Consider the following 13,642-nt stretch of genomic DNA (forward strand, 5'->3'; position numbering starts at 1 on the left):
ACATTACCTGTAAATACTCCTTATGAATTGGCATTATCTCCCCACGGAAGAAGTTATTTCTGTAACCGGATCATCGCAAAATGGTTTGCGAACTGAAGATGCAACGTTGAAACTGGCCGAGTATGGTCCCAACGAATTGCAGGAAAAAAAGAAGAAGCCGGCCTGGGTGTTGTTTCTGCAACAGTTCAAAGATTTTATGATTTTAGTGCTGCTGGCAGCAGCCATTATTGCCGGCATTGCAGGCGATCTTACAGATACAATTATCATCCTCATTATTGTTGTACTGAATGCCATTGTAGGTTTTGTGCAGGAGTATCGTGCCGAAAAAGCAATGGAAGCATTAAAGAAAATTGCTGCGTTACAGGCGCAGGTTTTGCGTGATGGAAAACCTGTGATACTTCCTTCAGCAGAACTGGTGCCCGGCGATCTTGTACTGCTTGAAGCAGGAAATGTAGTGCCTGCCGATCTGCGGTTGATTGAAACATTCAGTTTGAAAATTGATGAATCGGCGTTAACAGGCGAATCGGTTCCGGCAGAAAAAACGGAGCATAAAATGGGAGAGGTGGACATACCTGTTGGCGACAGATTGAACATGGCCTTTAAAAGCACCTTAGTAACTAATGGTCGTGCAAAAGGAATTGTGATTGCTACCGGTATGCAAACTGAAATTGGTTTAATTGCACGCATGTTACAGCAGGATGAAGCTGCAACACCTTTACAAAAGCGAATGGCCGATTTTGGCCGCAAACTTTCTTACATCATTCTCTTTATTTGTTTATTGCTGTTTGCAATTGGTTTATTGCGTGGCGAACAACCATTGAACATGTTGCTGGTTTCCATTTCGCTTGCGGTGGCAGCTATACCCGAGGCATTACCGGCATTAATTACCATTGCACTTGCAAGAGGTGCCAAACGACTGGTGAAGAAAAATGCATTGATACGAAAACTGCCCGCTGTTGAAACCTTAGGTTCAGTCACTTTTATTTGTTCCGATAAAACAGGTACGCTTACACAAAACAAAATGAAAGTGGTGCAGGTAAAAGGCGAAGCCGATGCAGCATTGCAACTGCACGGACTTTCTGTTTTTGATGTGGCCATTGCGTTGAATCATGATGTGAAGGAAACAGAAGAAAAAGCGCTCATCGGAGATCCTACTGAAATTGCATTGGTTGAATATTTTCAAACACAATTCACTGCTGCTAAACTGCAGGAGCTGCAAACGGCATTGCCTCGTGTAGCTGAATTGCCGTTCGATAGTGATAGGAAATGCATGACCACTGTGCATCGTTATCAGCAACAATATCTTGTACTATCAAAAGGTGCAGTAGAATCTGTAACAGCAGCATTAGAAACATGGCTCGATACCGATGCTATTCTGCAAACAGCCGATGAATGGTCGCAGAACGGTATTCGTGTGATCGCATTTGGTTTTAAACTGGTGCATGAATTGCCCGAGCCTTTCAGCTACGAAAATGTAGAAACCGATCTGCAGTTTGCCGGTTTGGTGGGTATGATTGATCCACCACGTGAAGAAGTAAAACAGGCGATTGCAGAATGTAAGGCTGCAGGTATACGGCCGGTGATGATCACCGGCGATCATCCTGCAACAGCTGCAGCCATTGCCAAAGAGATCGGTATACTCACAAAGAACGACCTGGTGATGACGGGCAAAGAACTGAAGTCGATTGCCATGGATGAGTTTGAAGAGCAGGTTGAAAAAGTGCGTGTATATGCACGTGTGTCGCCCGAACAAAAACTCAATATTGTAAAAGCGTTACAACGTAAACATCATTTTGTATCGATGACGGGTGATGGTGTAAACGATGCGCCTTCGCTTAAATCGTCGAACATTGGTGTGGCAATGGGTATTAATGGTACGGATGTAAGTAAAGAAGCTGCACACATGATTTTGCTCGATGATAATTTTGCAACGATTGTAAAAGCTGTAAAAGAGGGCAGAAGAATTTACGACAACATCCGCAAGTTTGTAAAGTATATTATGACATGTAACGGAGCCGAGATATGGACCTTGTTTCTTGCGCCATTGATTGGTTTACCTATTCCTTTGTTGCCGATACATATTCTGTGGATCAATTTAGTGACCGATGGTTTGCCTGGTTTGGCATTGGCAAGCGAACGGGCAGAGCAGGATATTATGCAACGGCCGCCACGCAGAACCAACGAAAGTTTATTTTCTGAAGGTATCGGTTACCACATTGTTTGGGTTGGATTGTTAATGGCGGGTGTTACGCTGGGCATACAGGCATGGAGTATTAACCATAGCGGAGCACATTGGCAAACGATGGTGTTTACTGTTTTATCGCTGGCACAGTTGGGCCATGTGCTTGCCATCCGCAGCGAACGCAGGTATTTGTTTCAACAGGGATTGTTCAGCAATACGCAATTGCTGGGTGCGGTGTTGCTTACGTTTGTATTGCAGTTAGGCGTTATTTATCTGCCCTATGCCAACGAAGTATTTAAAACGCAACCACTCACCCTGCAAGAGCTAGGTATTTGTATAGGCGCATCGGCCATTGTGTTTCACGCAGTAGAGTTTGAAAAATTCATCAAACGGAAACTGCTGAAATAGTTTCGAGGGGTACAGGCAATAGAATAACTGTCCGGGTTTTTCAACACATCCGGAAAAGAAAAAAGCAATCGTTAAATAGAGAGGAAAAGATTACAGCACGAGAACGCTGTTGGCACCGCCGAAGGCGTTTGGTTGTTCTTCATCGGCTTCGGGTTCGTTTACCCAATCGGTAGCATTCACGAGGTACTTGAACTCGTGTTTTGATTCTTTGGGGAGATTGATCTCGCCGCTAAATGAGCCGTCTTTTTTCTTGCTTAAAACCAAAGGATTATTCCAGTCGCTGTTTAAACCCAGCACTTCTACTGTTTCTGCATTTTCAGGTTTAAACGAAAACTTCACCTTGCAGTAGTCCTTTGTTTTGTAGTAAGTTTTTTGGATCATGTGTATTTGTTTTAGGTTTTATGTTTAACTGAACAGGTAATTATTCAGTCTGCGGAAATAAACATTTCCGCTTTTAATACCGTAAACAAAGATAGGTAACCCATGAAAAACCTTTCTCAGCCTGCTTCTTATTCACAACTAACAGCTGTTATGTGTATAAATCAACGCTGTAATTTGTTTTTGGCGGTTTGTTCCCTGATCATTTCTGCATAACCCATTTTGCGGGCCAGTGCATTTACTGCAAGCACAATCCGCTTTGTGCGTGTTTCTTCCGTTTTTGCACTTTCGATCCATTTGCTGAAGTAATTGCGGTGCGAACCTGTAAGCGATTGAAAATAGTTCAGGGCAGCAGGTTCATCTTCCATGCATTCCTGAAAGTCGGCAGCAATTTCATACGCTTTTTCCTGTAAGGTTAACTGCACTTTCAGTTTATCGCCTGCCCGTTTGCCGATTGCTTTGCGCACATCGGCTTTTAATGGAATAATAAAATCGCCTTCGCCCATTGGTAACAAGGTCATGGCATCAAAAGTAAAAGCATCAAACTTTCCTTTTACACGAAACGATTTTTTACAACCGGGATTTATTTTTTCTGCTGTAGCTGCAGGAATAAGAATGTAGGTCCAGCCGGTTTTCTCGCCCTGCTTTTCAAACTTTTTGATGATGGTTTCGAAGCTGATCATCCTTCAACTTACTTACTTTTTCTTAATCAGAAAACAGGCTTCTTTATTTCTGCTGGCATGGTTCTTGTTTTTATTGGTAGAACTTCGTTAACAAAGTATCTCTCCCAATTTTCCATCTGTAAGTACTGTTCTTGTAACAGTTTCCCTGAAAGGATTGTATCTCGTGTATTGTGCAGTATAACTGCGCAACAGCTCTTTTATTCTAAAAACTACATAAACAGAAATTCAACAGCGGTGAAGTAAGCTTGATAAACAATACACCGTATTGTTTATAAGTGAACAGCAGTTGGCCATTTAAAACGCAAAAAAAAGTAAACAAATGAAAAAGATTTTATTTGCATTCTCATCTACAGCATTCTTCATGATTGCATCAATTGTAACAGTGAAGGCGCAGGATTCAACCATGAAAGCAGAGGTAATGCCTGCAGCGGTACAGCAGGATATTGTTGACATTGCAGGAGGTTCGCCTGAACATACCATGCTTGTAAAAGCAATTACAGATGCCAATCTTACAAAAGTGTTTAAGATGAACGGGCCGTACACGGTGTTTGCTCCAACGAATGCAGCGTTCGAAAAAATTCCTGAATCAGATCGTACAAAGCTGATGAAGAACAAAGGTGAGTTGGCAAAAACAATCAAGTATCATGTAGTGGGCGGTAACTGGAATTCAACAACACTCATGGCTGCAATAAAGCAGGGTAATGGTGTGGTTGAGTTGCCAACGTTAGCAGGCAGTAAATTAAAAGCAACTGTTGAAGAGGGTAAAGTAAAACTTACTGATGAAAACGGCAACGCATTGTATGTAACCAATGCAGATATTATGGCCAGCAATGGTGTGATACATATTGTTGATGCAGTGGCAATGCCAATGCAGCAGGTTACAGCAGCCAAAAAATAAATTGGTTTCTTGATTAAACAGCAGCCTCGTCTTTTTTGGCGGGGCTTTTCTGTTTACAGGCAGAAATCACTTACTTTTAAATGTATGACACTGCTTGTTACCAATATTAAACAACTTGTTGGCGTAAGAGAAGAAAGTGTGCTGTTGCGTGGAAAAGCACTTGCGCAATTGCCGGTTATTGAAGATGCTTACCTGTTGATTAACGATGGACTGATTGCTGCTTACGGCGAAATGAAACAGTTGGGCGAATGGGCAAACAGTATTGATCATACAATTGATGCCAGCGGACAGTTTGTACTACCGGCCTGGTGCGACAGTCACACACATCTTGTGTTTGCAGCCAGCCGGGAAGAAGAGTTTGTAGACAAGATCAATGGTATGAGTTATGAAGCCATTGCTGCAAAAGGCGGCGGCATCTTAAACTCCGCAGCAAAGCTTGCAGCTATGAGTGAACTGGAGCTCTTGCGTTTGGCATGGAGCAGGCTCGAAGAATTAATCAGCCTGGGCACCGGTGCTGTTGAAATAAAAAGCGGCTATGGGTTATCGGTAGAGGCAGAGTTGAAAATGCTGCGTGTGATTCAGCAGTTAAAAGCAACATCACCCATACCTATTGTGGCAACTTTTTTGGGCGCCCACACGTACCCGTTAGCGTATAGAGAAAATCACCAGGGTTATATTGATGCCATCGTTCACGATATGCTGCCGGTAATCGCAGAAGAAAATCTTGCCGACTTTGTGGATGTGTTTTGTGAAAAAGGATTCTTCTCTCCCGAAGAAATGGAACAGATCTGTAGTGCTGCACAGCAGTACGGATTAAAACCGAAGCTGCATGTGAACCAGCTCAACAGTATAGGTGGCTTACAAAAAGCAATTGCATTGAATGCTGTTTCAGTTGATCATCTGGAAACGATGACTGAGCAGGATATAGCTGATCTTGCACAGTCGCACAGCATTGGCACATTGTTGCCATCTGCTGCTTTTTTTCTGCGCATGCCTTACCAGCCTGCAAGGGCCCTGATTGATGCCGGAGCTGCGGTTGCGCTTGCCAGCGATTTTAATCCCGGTTCATCTCCATCGGGTAACATGAACCTGGTAGTAAGTATGAGTTGCATAGGGATGAAGATGTTGCCCGAAGAAGCCATTAACGCAGCAACCATCAACGGTGCGTTTGCTATGCAGCTGGAACAGGAGGTAGGCAGTATTACGGTAGGCAAAAGAGCCAATCTTATTTTTACCCGTCCCATTCCATCGCTTGCTTACCTGCCTTATGCATTTGGCAGTAACCTGATTGAACGGGTAATGATTGGTGGAGAATTTTATCGTTGATGATTGTTGCTGTAAATAAATTATATTACAGGAACAAACCATCTGCCATATGCAATCGTTCCGTTACTACAACAAAGAAGATGTACTTACGCTTACAAAAATCCGTCGCTTTGAAACGAAGATTGGCGAACGTGTTCATTTGCCGAATAACAGGGAGCAGTTCGAAGAAATCCTAAAAACATCTTCTGCACGTTTTGCATTGTTTGGTATACCCGAAGATATTGGTGTAAAAGCCAATGATGGTATTGGTGGTGCTCATACCGCCTGGTTTCCATTCCTAACCGCTTTCTTAAACACACAGAGCAACGATTTTTTGCAGGGTGATGAAGTGCTGCTGTTGGGGCATTTTGATTTCCATCATATGGAGCATCTCATTGAAGAGAATGCGCATGGACACGAAGAAAAAATAGATGCGTACCGACATGCGGTTAACAGTATTGATGAAGAAGTAGAAGCATTAGCCAAACTTATTACGGCGTATGGTAAAATACCTGTTGCGATTGGTGGTGGACATAACAATGCGTATCCACTGATTAAAGGAAGCGCCAAAGGGTTACACAAAGCCAATAAAGTGCAGCTGGCACAGATCAACTGCATTAACCTCGATGCGCATACCGATTATCGCCCGCTTGAAGGAAGACATAGCGGCAATGCGTTCCGTTATGCAGAAGAAGATGGTTACCTGCAGAAGTATTGTGTGATAGGTGTGCACGAAAATTATATTCCGCAAAATGTATGGATGGATATTGTGAACAATCCGTTTATTGATCTGATTACCTATGAGGATATTTTCCTGCACGAAAAGCGAAATTTTATACAGGCTGTTGCGCATGCAACGGGCTTTACAGAAGATACCTATACGGGCATCGAGCTGGATCTCGACAGTATCCGTAAAACATTAAGCAGTGCGTTATCGCCGGTGGGTATCGAAGAAATACATGCACGCCAGTACATTAATTTTGCAGCAACCGATGTAAAAGTAGCTTACCTGCATATTTGCGAAGGAGCCACTGCTCTCATCGATGGACGCAGGAGTGAGACCACCGGTAAGCTTATCAGCTATCTGGTGAGTGATTTTATTAAGGCAAGCCTGGAAGTGTGAGGGGCAAGTCGTGAGTCGTGAGTGCCGGGCAGGGATACAGCAGCCAATCAATTGCAGCAACGCTGGGCGGCTGTTTACTTTTCATTCTTTATTTATCATTACTCATTCATCTACATCTTCAACAATCAATCTCGGTTAGGCTATCGTGATTCCGATAGCTATCGATAGTGAGTGCCTGTTATTGCTACAGCAGCCAATCAATTGCAGAAACGCTGGGCGGCTGTTTACTTTTTCATTCTTGATTCTTTATTTGTCATTATTCATTCATCAATCGTTGGTGGTCTGTCATCTGTCAATCATTGTCTTCTCTACAACACCGGCCCTGTAATCTTCACATCCGTTTTTTTGTTGGCCACTTTTAATTGCAGTTCCAGTGCTGCTGCTTCTTTTGTTTTATGTTGTGCTTTGTAAGCAGTAAGCAAACCCGCCATCGCCCACACATTCTTATTGTTATTTTTCAAATCGGCAAGTAATACCGCTTCTGCTTGTTTATACTCGTTTGCTTTTAAATAAGCATTTCCTAAATAATGTTTCGGGTTCAGTAACCAGTCTCTTGGCTCGTTGTACACCATTTGTTCTTCTGTAGCCACCGCACTTTTAAAGAAGGTAATTGCATCGACAGTCTGGTTTTGTGCCAATGCAATACTGCCAGCCAGCAAATCGGCTGCAACGTTGGCTCCGTCGATAGCAGGCGAAAAAGGTGTAAATGGTAAATAGAGTGTGCTGTCTTTCAGCAATGCTTTCAACAAACCGTATTCTCTTTTTGCATCGGATAATTGTTGCAGTTGTGTATACGCCATACCTCTGCCGAAATGATACAATACATTAGCGTAAACCTGTTGTGCAGGCGGTGTTTTCATTGCAAGCAATTCACTGCTGTTGGCAAAGCGTACATGTGCCAGTACCGATGTGTAATAGATGTACTGAATAAGATTACCCATGGCGCCTTCCATCTGCAAATAATCGGCAGGTATACTGGCTGCAGTTTTTGCAGCACTTTCAACCGCATATTTTTTATTGCCCATCATTAATGCATGATTGGTTTGCATGTGCAGGTTATGAATTACATATAAAAAATCGGCACCGGCTGCCGGTGCAAACAGTTGCACCACTTTGTTGTAATTGGCTACGGCTTCTTCATTTACATTAGCTCCTTTGCTGTAATTACCTGTACGTAAATAAATATGCGAAGGCATATGCACCATGTGCGATAAAGCAGGTGTAAGCTTACCCAGCCTGTCGGCACTGGCTGTTGCCAATGCAAAATAGGGCGAAGGTTCCATTACATGAATGTAATAGTGATTGGCACCGGGATGATTGGGTGACACGGTCAGCAGTTTTTCAAGCACCGTACGTATACGTGGTGTCCACTCTTTTGGTGTGCCGTTGGGAAGCCAAAGATCCCAGGGGTGTTGCAACATCATTGCATCAACATACAAAGCGGCTACATCAGCAGCGTTTGAAAACTGTTGATAGAGCGCCTTCATTTTATCTGCATACAATTGGTTAAGATGTGTTCTTGTTTGTGTACTGTCGGCACTGTAGCGAATGGTTTGTGCAGCAATCAATCCTTTTTCTACAGCAGTGCAGTTAGCGGCCAATTCCTTTGCTTTGGCAACAGCTGCTAATGCATCGGGCGAAGCAGCATAGCCAACATCGTTGATGTTGGGGCCATAGGCCAATGCTTTTGCCCAATGAATCATGGCTGCATTTGGATCAAACTTTTCTGCTTTTTTAAACGATGCCATGGCTTCAATAATGTGGAAGCCATAATACATGTTGATGCCCTGGTTAAAATAAAACTGTGCACTGTCGCTTTGTGTAGTGATTTTCCATTTGTAAGAACCTGCACCTGCAACTGGCGGTATATCCACTTCGTCGAGGAAGTCTTTCAACGCATTCCAGTCGGGTGTGCAGCGGATGCTTCGTTGTTGTTTATAGGTTTGCAGTTGTGCCCATTGTTGTTTTGTTTGTACATGTTGGGTAAACTGTACTGCAGCTAATGCAAGTACAAAGGCGGGCAAAGCCAGGAGGAGCAGACGTGTAGCCATAAGCAGGTGAATTGAGGAAAAAAGCTACAATAAATAATTGAGAGATGCAATGGGGGAAGGAGTGAATGGAGAATGGTGAGTGGTCAATGTCGAGCAGTATTACTACAACTAATCATTTGCAGCGATATCGACTGCTGTTTACTTTTTCATTCTTAATTCTTCATTTGTAATTTTTCATTCGCATCTCAGCTCACCCTTTCTTCACTTCAAAATGCGTTGTCTTCTTCAGTTCTTCCATTACGTTGAAGATGATGGGGCAACGATCGTAATGCATCATTACTGTAAATAACCGCTGATTGAACTGCGGCAGATGCAGTGCAGGAAACTCCCGGCAGCCGGCAAAACGTACTTCATAAATACTGCACTTGTTATCGTTTAAAAAATGACAAGGAATTGTATTCAGTATCATTAGTTCGTGTCCGCCTTTTTCCACAAACTTTTCATCAAAGTCTTCACGGCTCATGTGCAGGTGTGCAGATGCACGATCGGCTTCTGCAGCAGTAATGTTCACCATTAATCCTTTGCAACAATTACCACAGTCGGTACAGCTTACCTGCGGACTGATGAGGGCATCGAGCCGTTGTACTTCGGTATCCAGTTCATCTTCATTGAGTTGTTTCAGGTGCTGTACAAAGCGGTCGTTTTCTTCCTGCTTTTCGGTGGCGGTTGCCTGTATTGATTGTAGAGAGAGCTGTACTTGCAAAATGGTTGTTTGTTCAAAGGTATACTTGTTTGGGCAATTGCATTACTATATGAGCGAACTTCCGCTGTTCATGCTGGAGTCCTCGCCAACAGCAGCATTGCGTTAATAACTACCATGCATCGTTCAATACAGCAAATGGAGCAACAGAAACTACAGTTGATTCATGTAACACCGGTCATCTTTTGTACCTGCCATATATTTATACTTCAGTGGCTGTTTGCCTTCAATAGAATTACATTGTGCATCAATGAAAGCAATAGCTCAGCAACATTCAATCTCTTTTATAAAAAACAGCTAAACATGATCGAAACAAAACGACTCCTGCTGCGCCCTCTCAGCTACGAACAGCTGGTTAAATACTGCAAATGCGACCAATCGCTGGAAAGAGAACTCAACCTCAACGACAGTATAAGAACCATTTCAGCCGAATTGAAAGAAGCATTGGAGCAAACGATCTTGCCCAATGTTGCAGATACAAGTAAAAACTATTTGTTCTCCACTTTGTGGACAGCCATCGCAAAAGAAGAAAATGTAATGGTGGGCGATTTGTGTATTGTGGGCGAACCCAACGAGCACGGCGAAATTGAAATTGGGTATGGTACTTATGAGGAATTCCAGGGCAGGGGATTTATGACTGAAATGGTAGCCGGTATGATCGGTTGGGCAAAAACACAGCCCGGCGTAAAAGCAATTGTTGCGTCAACAGATAAAAGCAATATCGCATCATTTAAAGTATTGCAGAAAAACGGCTTTATTCAAACAGGAACAACCGATGAAGCATTTCACTGGAAGCTGGAGCTTTAGCCAAGGCTTGCGGCAGCAAATGAATAAGCAGTTTATACGTTCGTTGTTTAGACAGGTGACAGATAACCTGTTTGTCTGTAATTGTTTTTTTGTACATTCAATCAATCCTGTCGGTATTGTTTCATCAACAACTACATCATCATGACCAAACTACTTGCTGCAATCCTGTTAAGTGTATTGTGTTATTCTGCAACGGCACAACAACCGTTGCCATCTGATTATCTGAGTAAAGAATTTCACAAGGGGCGGCGGGAGGCTTTGCGTAAGCTGATGCCTGCTAATTCGGTAGCTGTAGTTTTTGCCTACCCTGAACGGGTGTTTTCGAAAGATGTGAACTATGCCTATCATCCCAATCCCGATCTGTATTATTTCTCCGGTTATAAAGAACCCAATGCTGTCCTGTTGATTTTTAAAGAAACACAACAGGGTGCAGATGGTGCCTACAATGAACTGTTTTTTGTGCAGAAACGCAACGCTCTGCAGGAGCGTTGGACAGGCAAGCGTTTGGGTATTGAAGGTGTAAAAGAGCAGCTTGGTTTTACGCATGTGTATAACGACGAACAGTTTGCAAATTATCCGCTTGATCTTACACGCTTCAGCAAGATTTTGTACGATGCTTTTCCCGATGATGCAGGTGCAGGCATGTTGCAAACGCTCATCGATGCATTTAAGAAAAAAGCAGGCATAGAGAAAAGTTTGAGTAAAAACCTGGTGGAAGATTACACCATGCTTTTAAAGTATACCACTGCGGCCAACCTTGCTGCCCGGATAAACCGCATTAAATCAAAGATGGAAGCATCGCAGGATCAGGAATACAAAACAGATGCGTTATTGAACGAATTGATGCAGCAACCCGATTCAGTTACACTGGTAAAAGTATTGGGCAAACTTGAGCAGATGTCTTTTGAATCGTATGCCTATAACAATGTTGTAGGTATGCTGCGTGAGATCAAAACAACAGAAGAGCTGGTGCTGATGCGCAAGTCCAGTTACTATTCTGCAATGGCACATGTAGAAGTGATGAAGGCGATTCATCCTGCCATGTCGGAAACAGAACTGATGGGCACGTTTGAATACATTCATAAAAAATATGGTGCGGAAGGCGAGGGGTATCCGCCAATTGTTGGTGCAGGTGCGAATGGTTGTATTCTGCATTATATCGAAAACAATGTAACGCAGGTGAACAATCAACTGGTGTTGATGGATGTGGCATCGGAGTATCATGGCTATTCTTCGGACGTTACACGTACCGTACCGGCTAACGGAAAATTTACAGCCGAACAGCGAGCCATTTATCAGCTGGTGTACGATGCACAGGAGGCCGTGTTCAAGCTGTGTAAAGAAGGTACACCGTTCAGAGATTTAAATATCAAAGCAACAGAAATACTTGCCAATGGATTATTGAAGTTGGGGATTATTAAGGATGCGAAGGAAGTTGGTCAATATTATATTCATGGTGTGTCGCATCATGTTGGACTGGATGTGCACGATAAATTTTCCGGTGCTGTTTTAAAAGAGAATATGGTTATTACAGTAGAACCCGGGCTGTATATTCCAAAGGGCAGCAATTGCGATCCGAAATGGTGGGATATTGCTGTGCGGATAGAAGATGTTGTGGTGATTGGTAAAACAAGCGGTGAAAATATTTCAGCCGCCGCACCACGAACAATTGATGCAATAGAAAAAATGGCTGCACAGAAAAGTAAACTCAACGATTTGGTATTGCCTAAATTTTAATCGAAGCAATTCCATCCATTAATTCGAATGAACCTTATGCATCAAAACAGTCCGCTGCCGCTAAAGGAACAAACCGTTATTGTAGACAGTTTAAGAGGCTGGGCTTTGCTGAGCGTGGTGTTAATGAATTATGCCAGTATTTACGGCTGGAATAATCATGCAGTGAAAACAGAGCCGGATGCGCTTACTTTTTTTCTGGATACTGCTTCCGAACTCATCTTTGGTTCAAAGGGTTGGACACTGCTGGCCGTTTTGTTTGGTTTTGGTTTTTCGGTGTTACTGCAAAACAGGCAACAGAGTGGACAGTCGGTGTATTGGTTTTTTATCAAGCGGATGCTTTGGTTATTTGTATTTGCATTTGTAAACACACTTTTTTTTGGCGGTGATATATTGAACGATTATGCGTTGATGGGTTTGCTGCTGTTGCTTTTTTACAAATGTTCTGTAAGAATGTTGTTTGTATTAGCTGCATGCGTATTGCTGTTAACACCTTTGCTGCATGCTTATTTAGGCCGGCTGCATGTGCTGTTTTCTCCAAAAAGCCGGGATCTTTTTTATTCGTTCTACGATCGTAATACGTTCGAAGATCATATCAAGGCCAATGTTGTGATGCGGTACAAATGGATGCTGCGGTTAAGTTATTCGGTTATACTGCACCTTATACAGTTGGGCTGTTTTTTATTGGGTATGGCATTGCACAGGAGTCATTTTTTTGAGCAACTTAGCCGTTATTTGAAACGGGTTAAACAACTTTTCCTGTTCAGTTTTATTCTTTCTGTTGCCATCTATATGCTGCAGTTTTTGATCGAAAAAAGCGAATGGACATTCAACAGTTATTACAATCTCTATTACCCACAGATACTTGTTATTATGTGTTTTACCACTACGGGTATTATCTGGTTGTATGCTACAGGTAAAGCAAAAGTTGTTTTTGCTGCTTTAGCAATAACCGGAAAAATGACACTTACGAGTTATATGCTGCAGAATATGCTGGCCTTCTTTTTCTTCATTTTGCTAAAACCCAACTGGAGTTTACAAAGCTATTTTCTTGCCGGGTTAGTAATTTATCTGCTGCAGGTAGCCGCCAGTAAATGGTGGCTCAGTCAATACCAATATGGTTTGGCCGAATGGCTGTGGCGCTGCTTAAGCTATGGCCGGATGTTTCCGTTGAAGAAAAAGGAGAGAGGATGAAGCAAAAGTTATATACTCATGAAGCGACGATAAACAGATACGGTTGTTGGTACTTTTTTGCAGAGAAAGTTTGTTATGGGTATTGTCGCAATCGGCCTTGTTTTTGTCGCCGGTACACCTTGTGGCAGCTGCAGTAAAGCTGTAGGTTTGGGAAATAATCAAAGTAGTTATCTTAAAAC

The 13,642-nt window shown here is 42.8% G+C and carries 11 protein-coding genes; 7 read left to right on the forward strand and 4 right to left on the reverse strand.

From position 1 onward, the window contains the following. The first annotated feature begins 22 nt into the window (after nucleotides 1-22). Nucleotides 23-2,590 carry a cation-translocating P-type ATPase gene (locus IQ13_RS15195; RefSeq protein ID WP_144887299.1) on the forward strand — a complete coding sequence of 856 codons (2,568 nt, stop codon included), beginning with the start codon at nucleotides 23-25 and terminating at the stop codon, nucleotides 2,588-2,590. A gap of 90 nt (nucleotides 2,591-2,680) precedes the next feature. On the opposite strand, the gene IQ13_RS15200 is transcribed toward IQ13_RS15195, so the two are convergent. Next, nucleotides 2,681-2,971, reverse strand: a complete 291-nt coding sequence (locus IQ13_RS15200) for an isoamylase early set domain-containing protein (protein WP_144887301.1) — start codon at nucleotides 2,969-2,971, stop codon at nucleotides 2,681-2,683. Between the two features lie 161 nt (nucleotides 2,972-3,132). After that, nucleotides 3,133-3,651, reverse strand: coding sequence for a YdeI/OmpD-associated family protein (locus tag IQ13_RS15205; protein WP_144887304.1), 519 nt, complete (start codon nucleotides 3,649-3,651; stop codon nucleotides 3,133-3,135). A gap of 319 nt (nucleotides 3,652-3,970) precedes the next feature. Here IQ13_RS15205 and IQ13_RS15210 point away from each other — a divergent pair, with 319 nt between their 5' ends. The 3 genes from IQ13_RS15210 to IQ13_RS15220 all read left to right on the forward strand — a co-directional run bounded on the left by IQ13_RS15210 (nucleotide 3,971) and on the right by IQ13_RS15220 (nucleotide 6,977). Then, a complete protein-coding gene (locus tag IQ13_RS15210; protein ID WP_144887307.1) occupies nucleotides 3,971-4,549 on the forward strand; it encodes a fasciclin domain-containing protein in 579 nt (192 codons plus the stop codon). Between the two features lie 84 nt (nucleotides 4,550-4,633). After that, nucleotides 4,634-5,875, forward strand: a complete 1,242-nt coding sequence (gene hutI, locus IQ13_RS15215; protein WP_144887309.1) for an imidazolonepropionase — start codon at nucleotides 4,634-4,636, stop codon at nucleotides 5,873-5,875. A gap of 49 nt (nucleotides 5,876-5,924) precedes the next feature. Continuing rightward, on the forward strand, nucleotides 5,925-6,977 hold the full coding sequence (locus IQ13_RS15220) for a formimidoylglutamase (RefSeq protein ID WP_144887312.1): 1,053 nt from the start codon (nucleotides 5,925-5,927) through the stop codon (nucleotides 6,975-6,977). A 308-nt stretch (nucleotides 6,978-7,285) separates the two neighbouring features. Here IQ13_RS15220 and IQ13_RS15225 read toward each other — a convergent pair whose 3' ends face one another. Together IQ13_RS15225 and IQ13_RS15230 are read right to left on the reverse strand one after the other, a co-directional pair. Beyond that, entirely contained in the window at nucleotides 7,286-9,028 is a 1,743-nt protein-coding gene (locus tag IQ13_RS15225; RefSeq protein WP_144887315.1) for a tetratricopeptide repeat protein, read from the reverse strand. A gap of 190 nt (nucleotides 9,029-9,218) precedes the next feature. Next, the gene (locus IQ13_RS15230; RefSeq protein ID WP_144887317.1) at nucleotides 9,219-9,731 is read right to left on the reverse strand and encodes a YkgJ family cysteine cluster protein; all 513 of its coding nucleotides are present in this window, start codon (nucleotides 9,729-9,731) and stop codon (nucleotides 9,219-9,221) included. Nucleotides 9,732-10,031: 300 nt separating this feature from the next. Between IQ13_RS15230 and IQ13_RS15235 the strand changes: the two genes are divergently transcribed. The 3 genes from IQ13_RS15235 (at nucleotide 10,032) to IQ13_RS15245 (ending at nucleotide 13,463) form a co-directional block, all read left to right on the forward strand. Beyond that, nucleotides 10,032-10,535: a GNAT family N-acetyltransferase gene (locus IQ13_RS15235; protein WP_144887319.1), complete on the forward strand. Its 504-nt coding sequence runs from the start codon at nucleotides 10,032-10,034 to the stop codon at nucleotides 10,533-10,535. Between the two features lie 141 nt (nucleotides 10,536-10,676). Next, entirely contained in the window at nucleotides 10,677-12,272 is a 1,596-nt protein-coding gene (locus IQ13_RS15240) for an aminopeptidase P family protein (protein WP_144887321.1), read from the forward strand. Nucleotides 12,273-12,308: 36 nt separating this feature from the next. Continuing rightward, nucleotides 12,309-13,463 carry a DUF418 domain-containing protein gene (locus IQ13_RS15245; RefSeq protein ID WP_158637410.1) on the forward strand — a complete coding sequence of 385 codons (1,155 nt, stop codon included), beginning with the start codon at nucleotides 12,309-12,311 and terminating at the stop codon, nucleotides 13,461-13,463. The last annotated feature ends 179 nt before the right edge of the window (nucleotides 13,464-13,642 follow it).

The sequence above is a fragment of the Lacibacter cauensis genome (assembly GCF_007830055.1).
Taxonomy (GTDB): Bacteria; Bacteroidota; Bacteroidia; order Chitinophagales; family Chitinophagaceae; genus Lacibacter; species Lacibacter cauensis.

What these genes read in the sequence shown, in the direction of transcription:
- hutI (WP_144887309.1), top strand. Translation starts at nt 4,634, where the DNA reads ATGACACTGCTTGTTACCAATATTAAACAACTTGTTGGCGTAAGAGAA.
- IQ13_RS15210 (WP_144887307.1), top strand. Translation starts at nt 3,971, where the DNA reads ATGAAAAAGATTTTATTTGCATTCTCATCTACAGCATTCTTCATGATT.
- IQ13_RS15245 (WP_158637410.1), top strand. Translation starts at nt 12,309, where the DNA reads ATGCATCAAAACAGTCCGCTGCCGCTAAAGGAACAAACCGTTATTGTA.
- IQ13_RS15200 (WP_144887301.1), bottom strand. Translation starts at nt 2,971, where the DNA reads ATGATCCAAAAAACTTACTACAAAACAAAGGACTACTGCAAGGTGAAG.
- IQ13_RS15235 (WP_144887319.1), top strand. Translation starts at nt 10,032, where the DNA reads ATGATCGAAACAAAACGACTCCTGCTGCGCCCTCTCAGCTACGAACAG.
- IQ13_RS15240 (WP_144887321.1), top strand. Translation starts at nt 10,677, where the DNA reads ATGACCAAACTACTTGCTGCAATCCTGTTAAGTGTATTGTGTTATTCT.
- IQ13_RS15205 (WP_144887304.1), bottom strand. Translation starts at nt 3,651, where the DNA reads ATGATCAGCTTCGAAACCATCATCAAAAAGTTTGAAAAGCAGGGCGAG.
- IQ13_RS15220 (WP_144887312.1), top strand. Translation starts at nt 5,925, where the DNA reads ATGCAATCGTTCCGTTACTACAACAAAGAAGATGTACTTACGCTTACA.
- IQ13_RS15225 (WP_144887315.1), bottom strand. Translation starts at nt 9,028, where the DNA reads ATGGCTACACGTCTGCTCCTCCTGGCTTTGCCCGCCTTTGTACTTGCA.
- IQ13_RS15195 (WP_144887299.1), top strand. Translation starts at nt 23, where the DNA reads ATGAATTGGCATTATCTCCCCACGGAAGAAGTTATTTCTGTAACCGGA.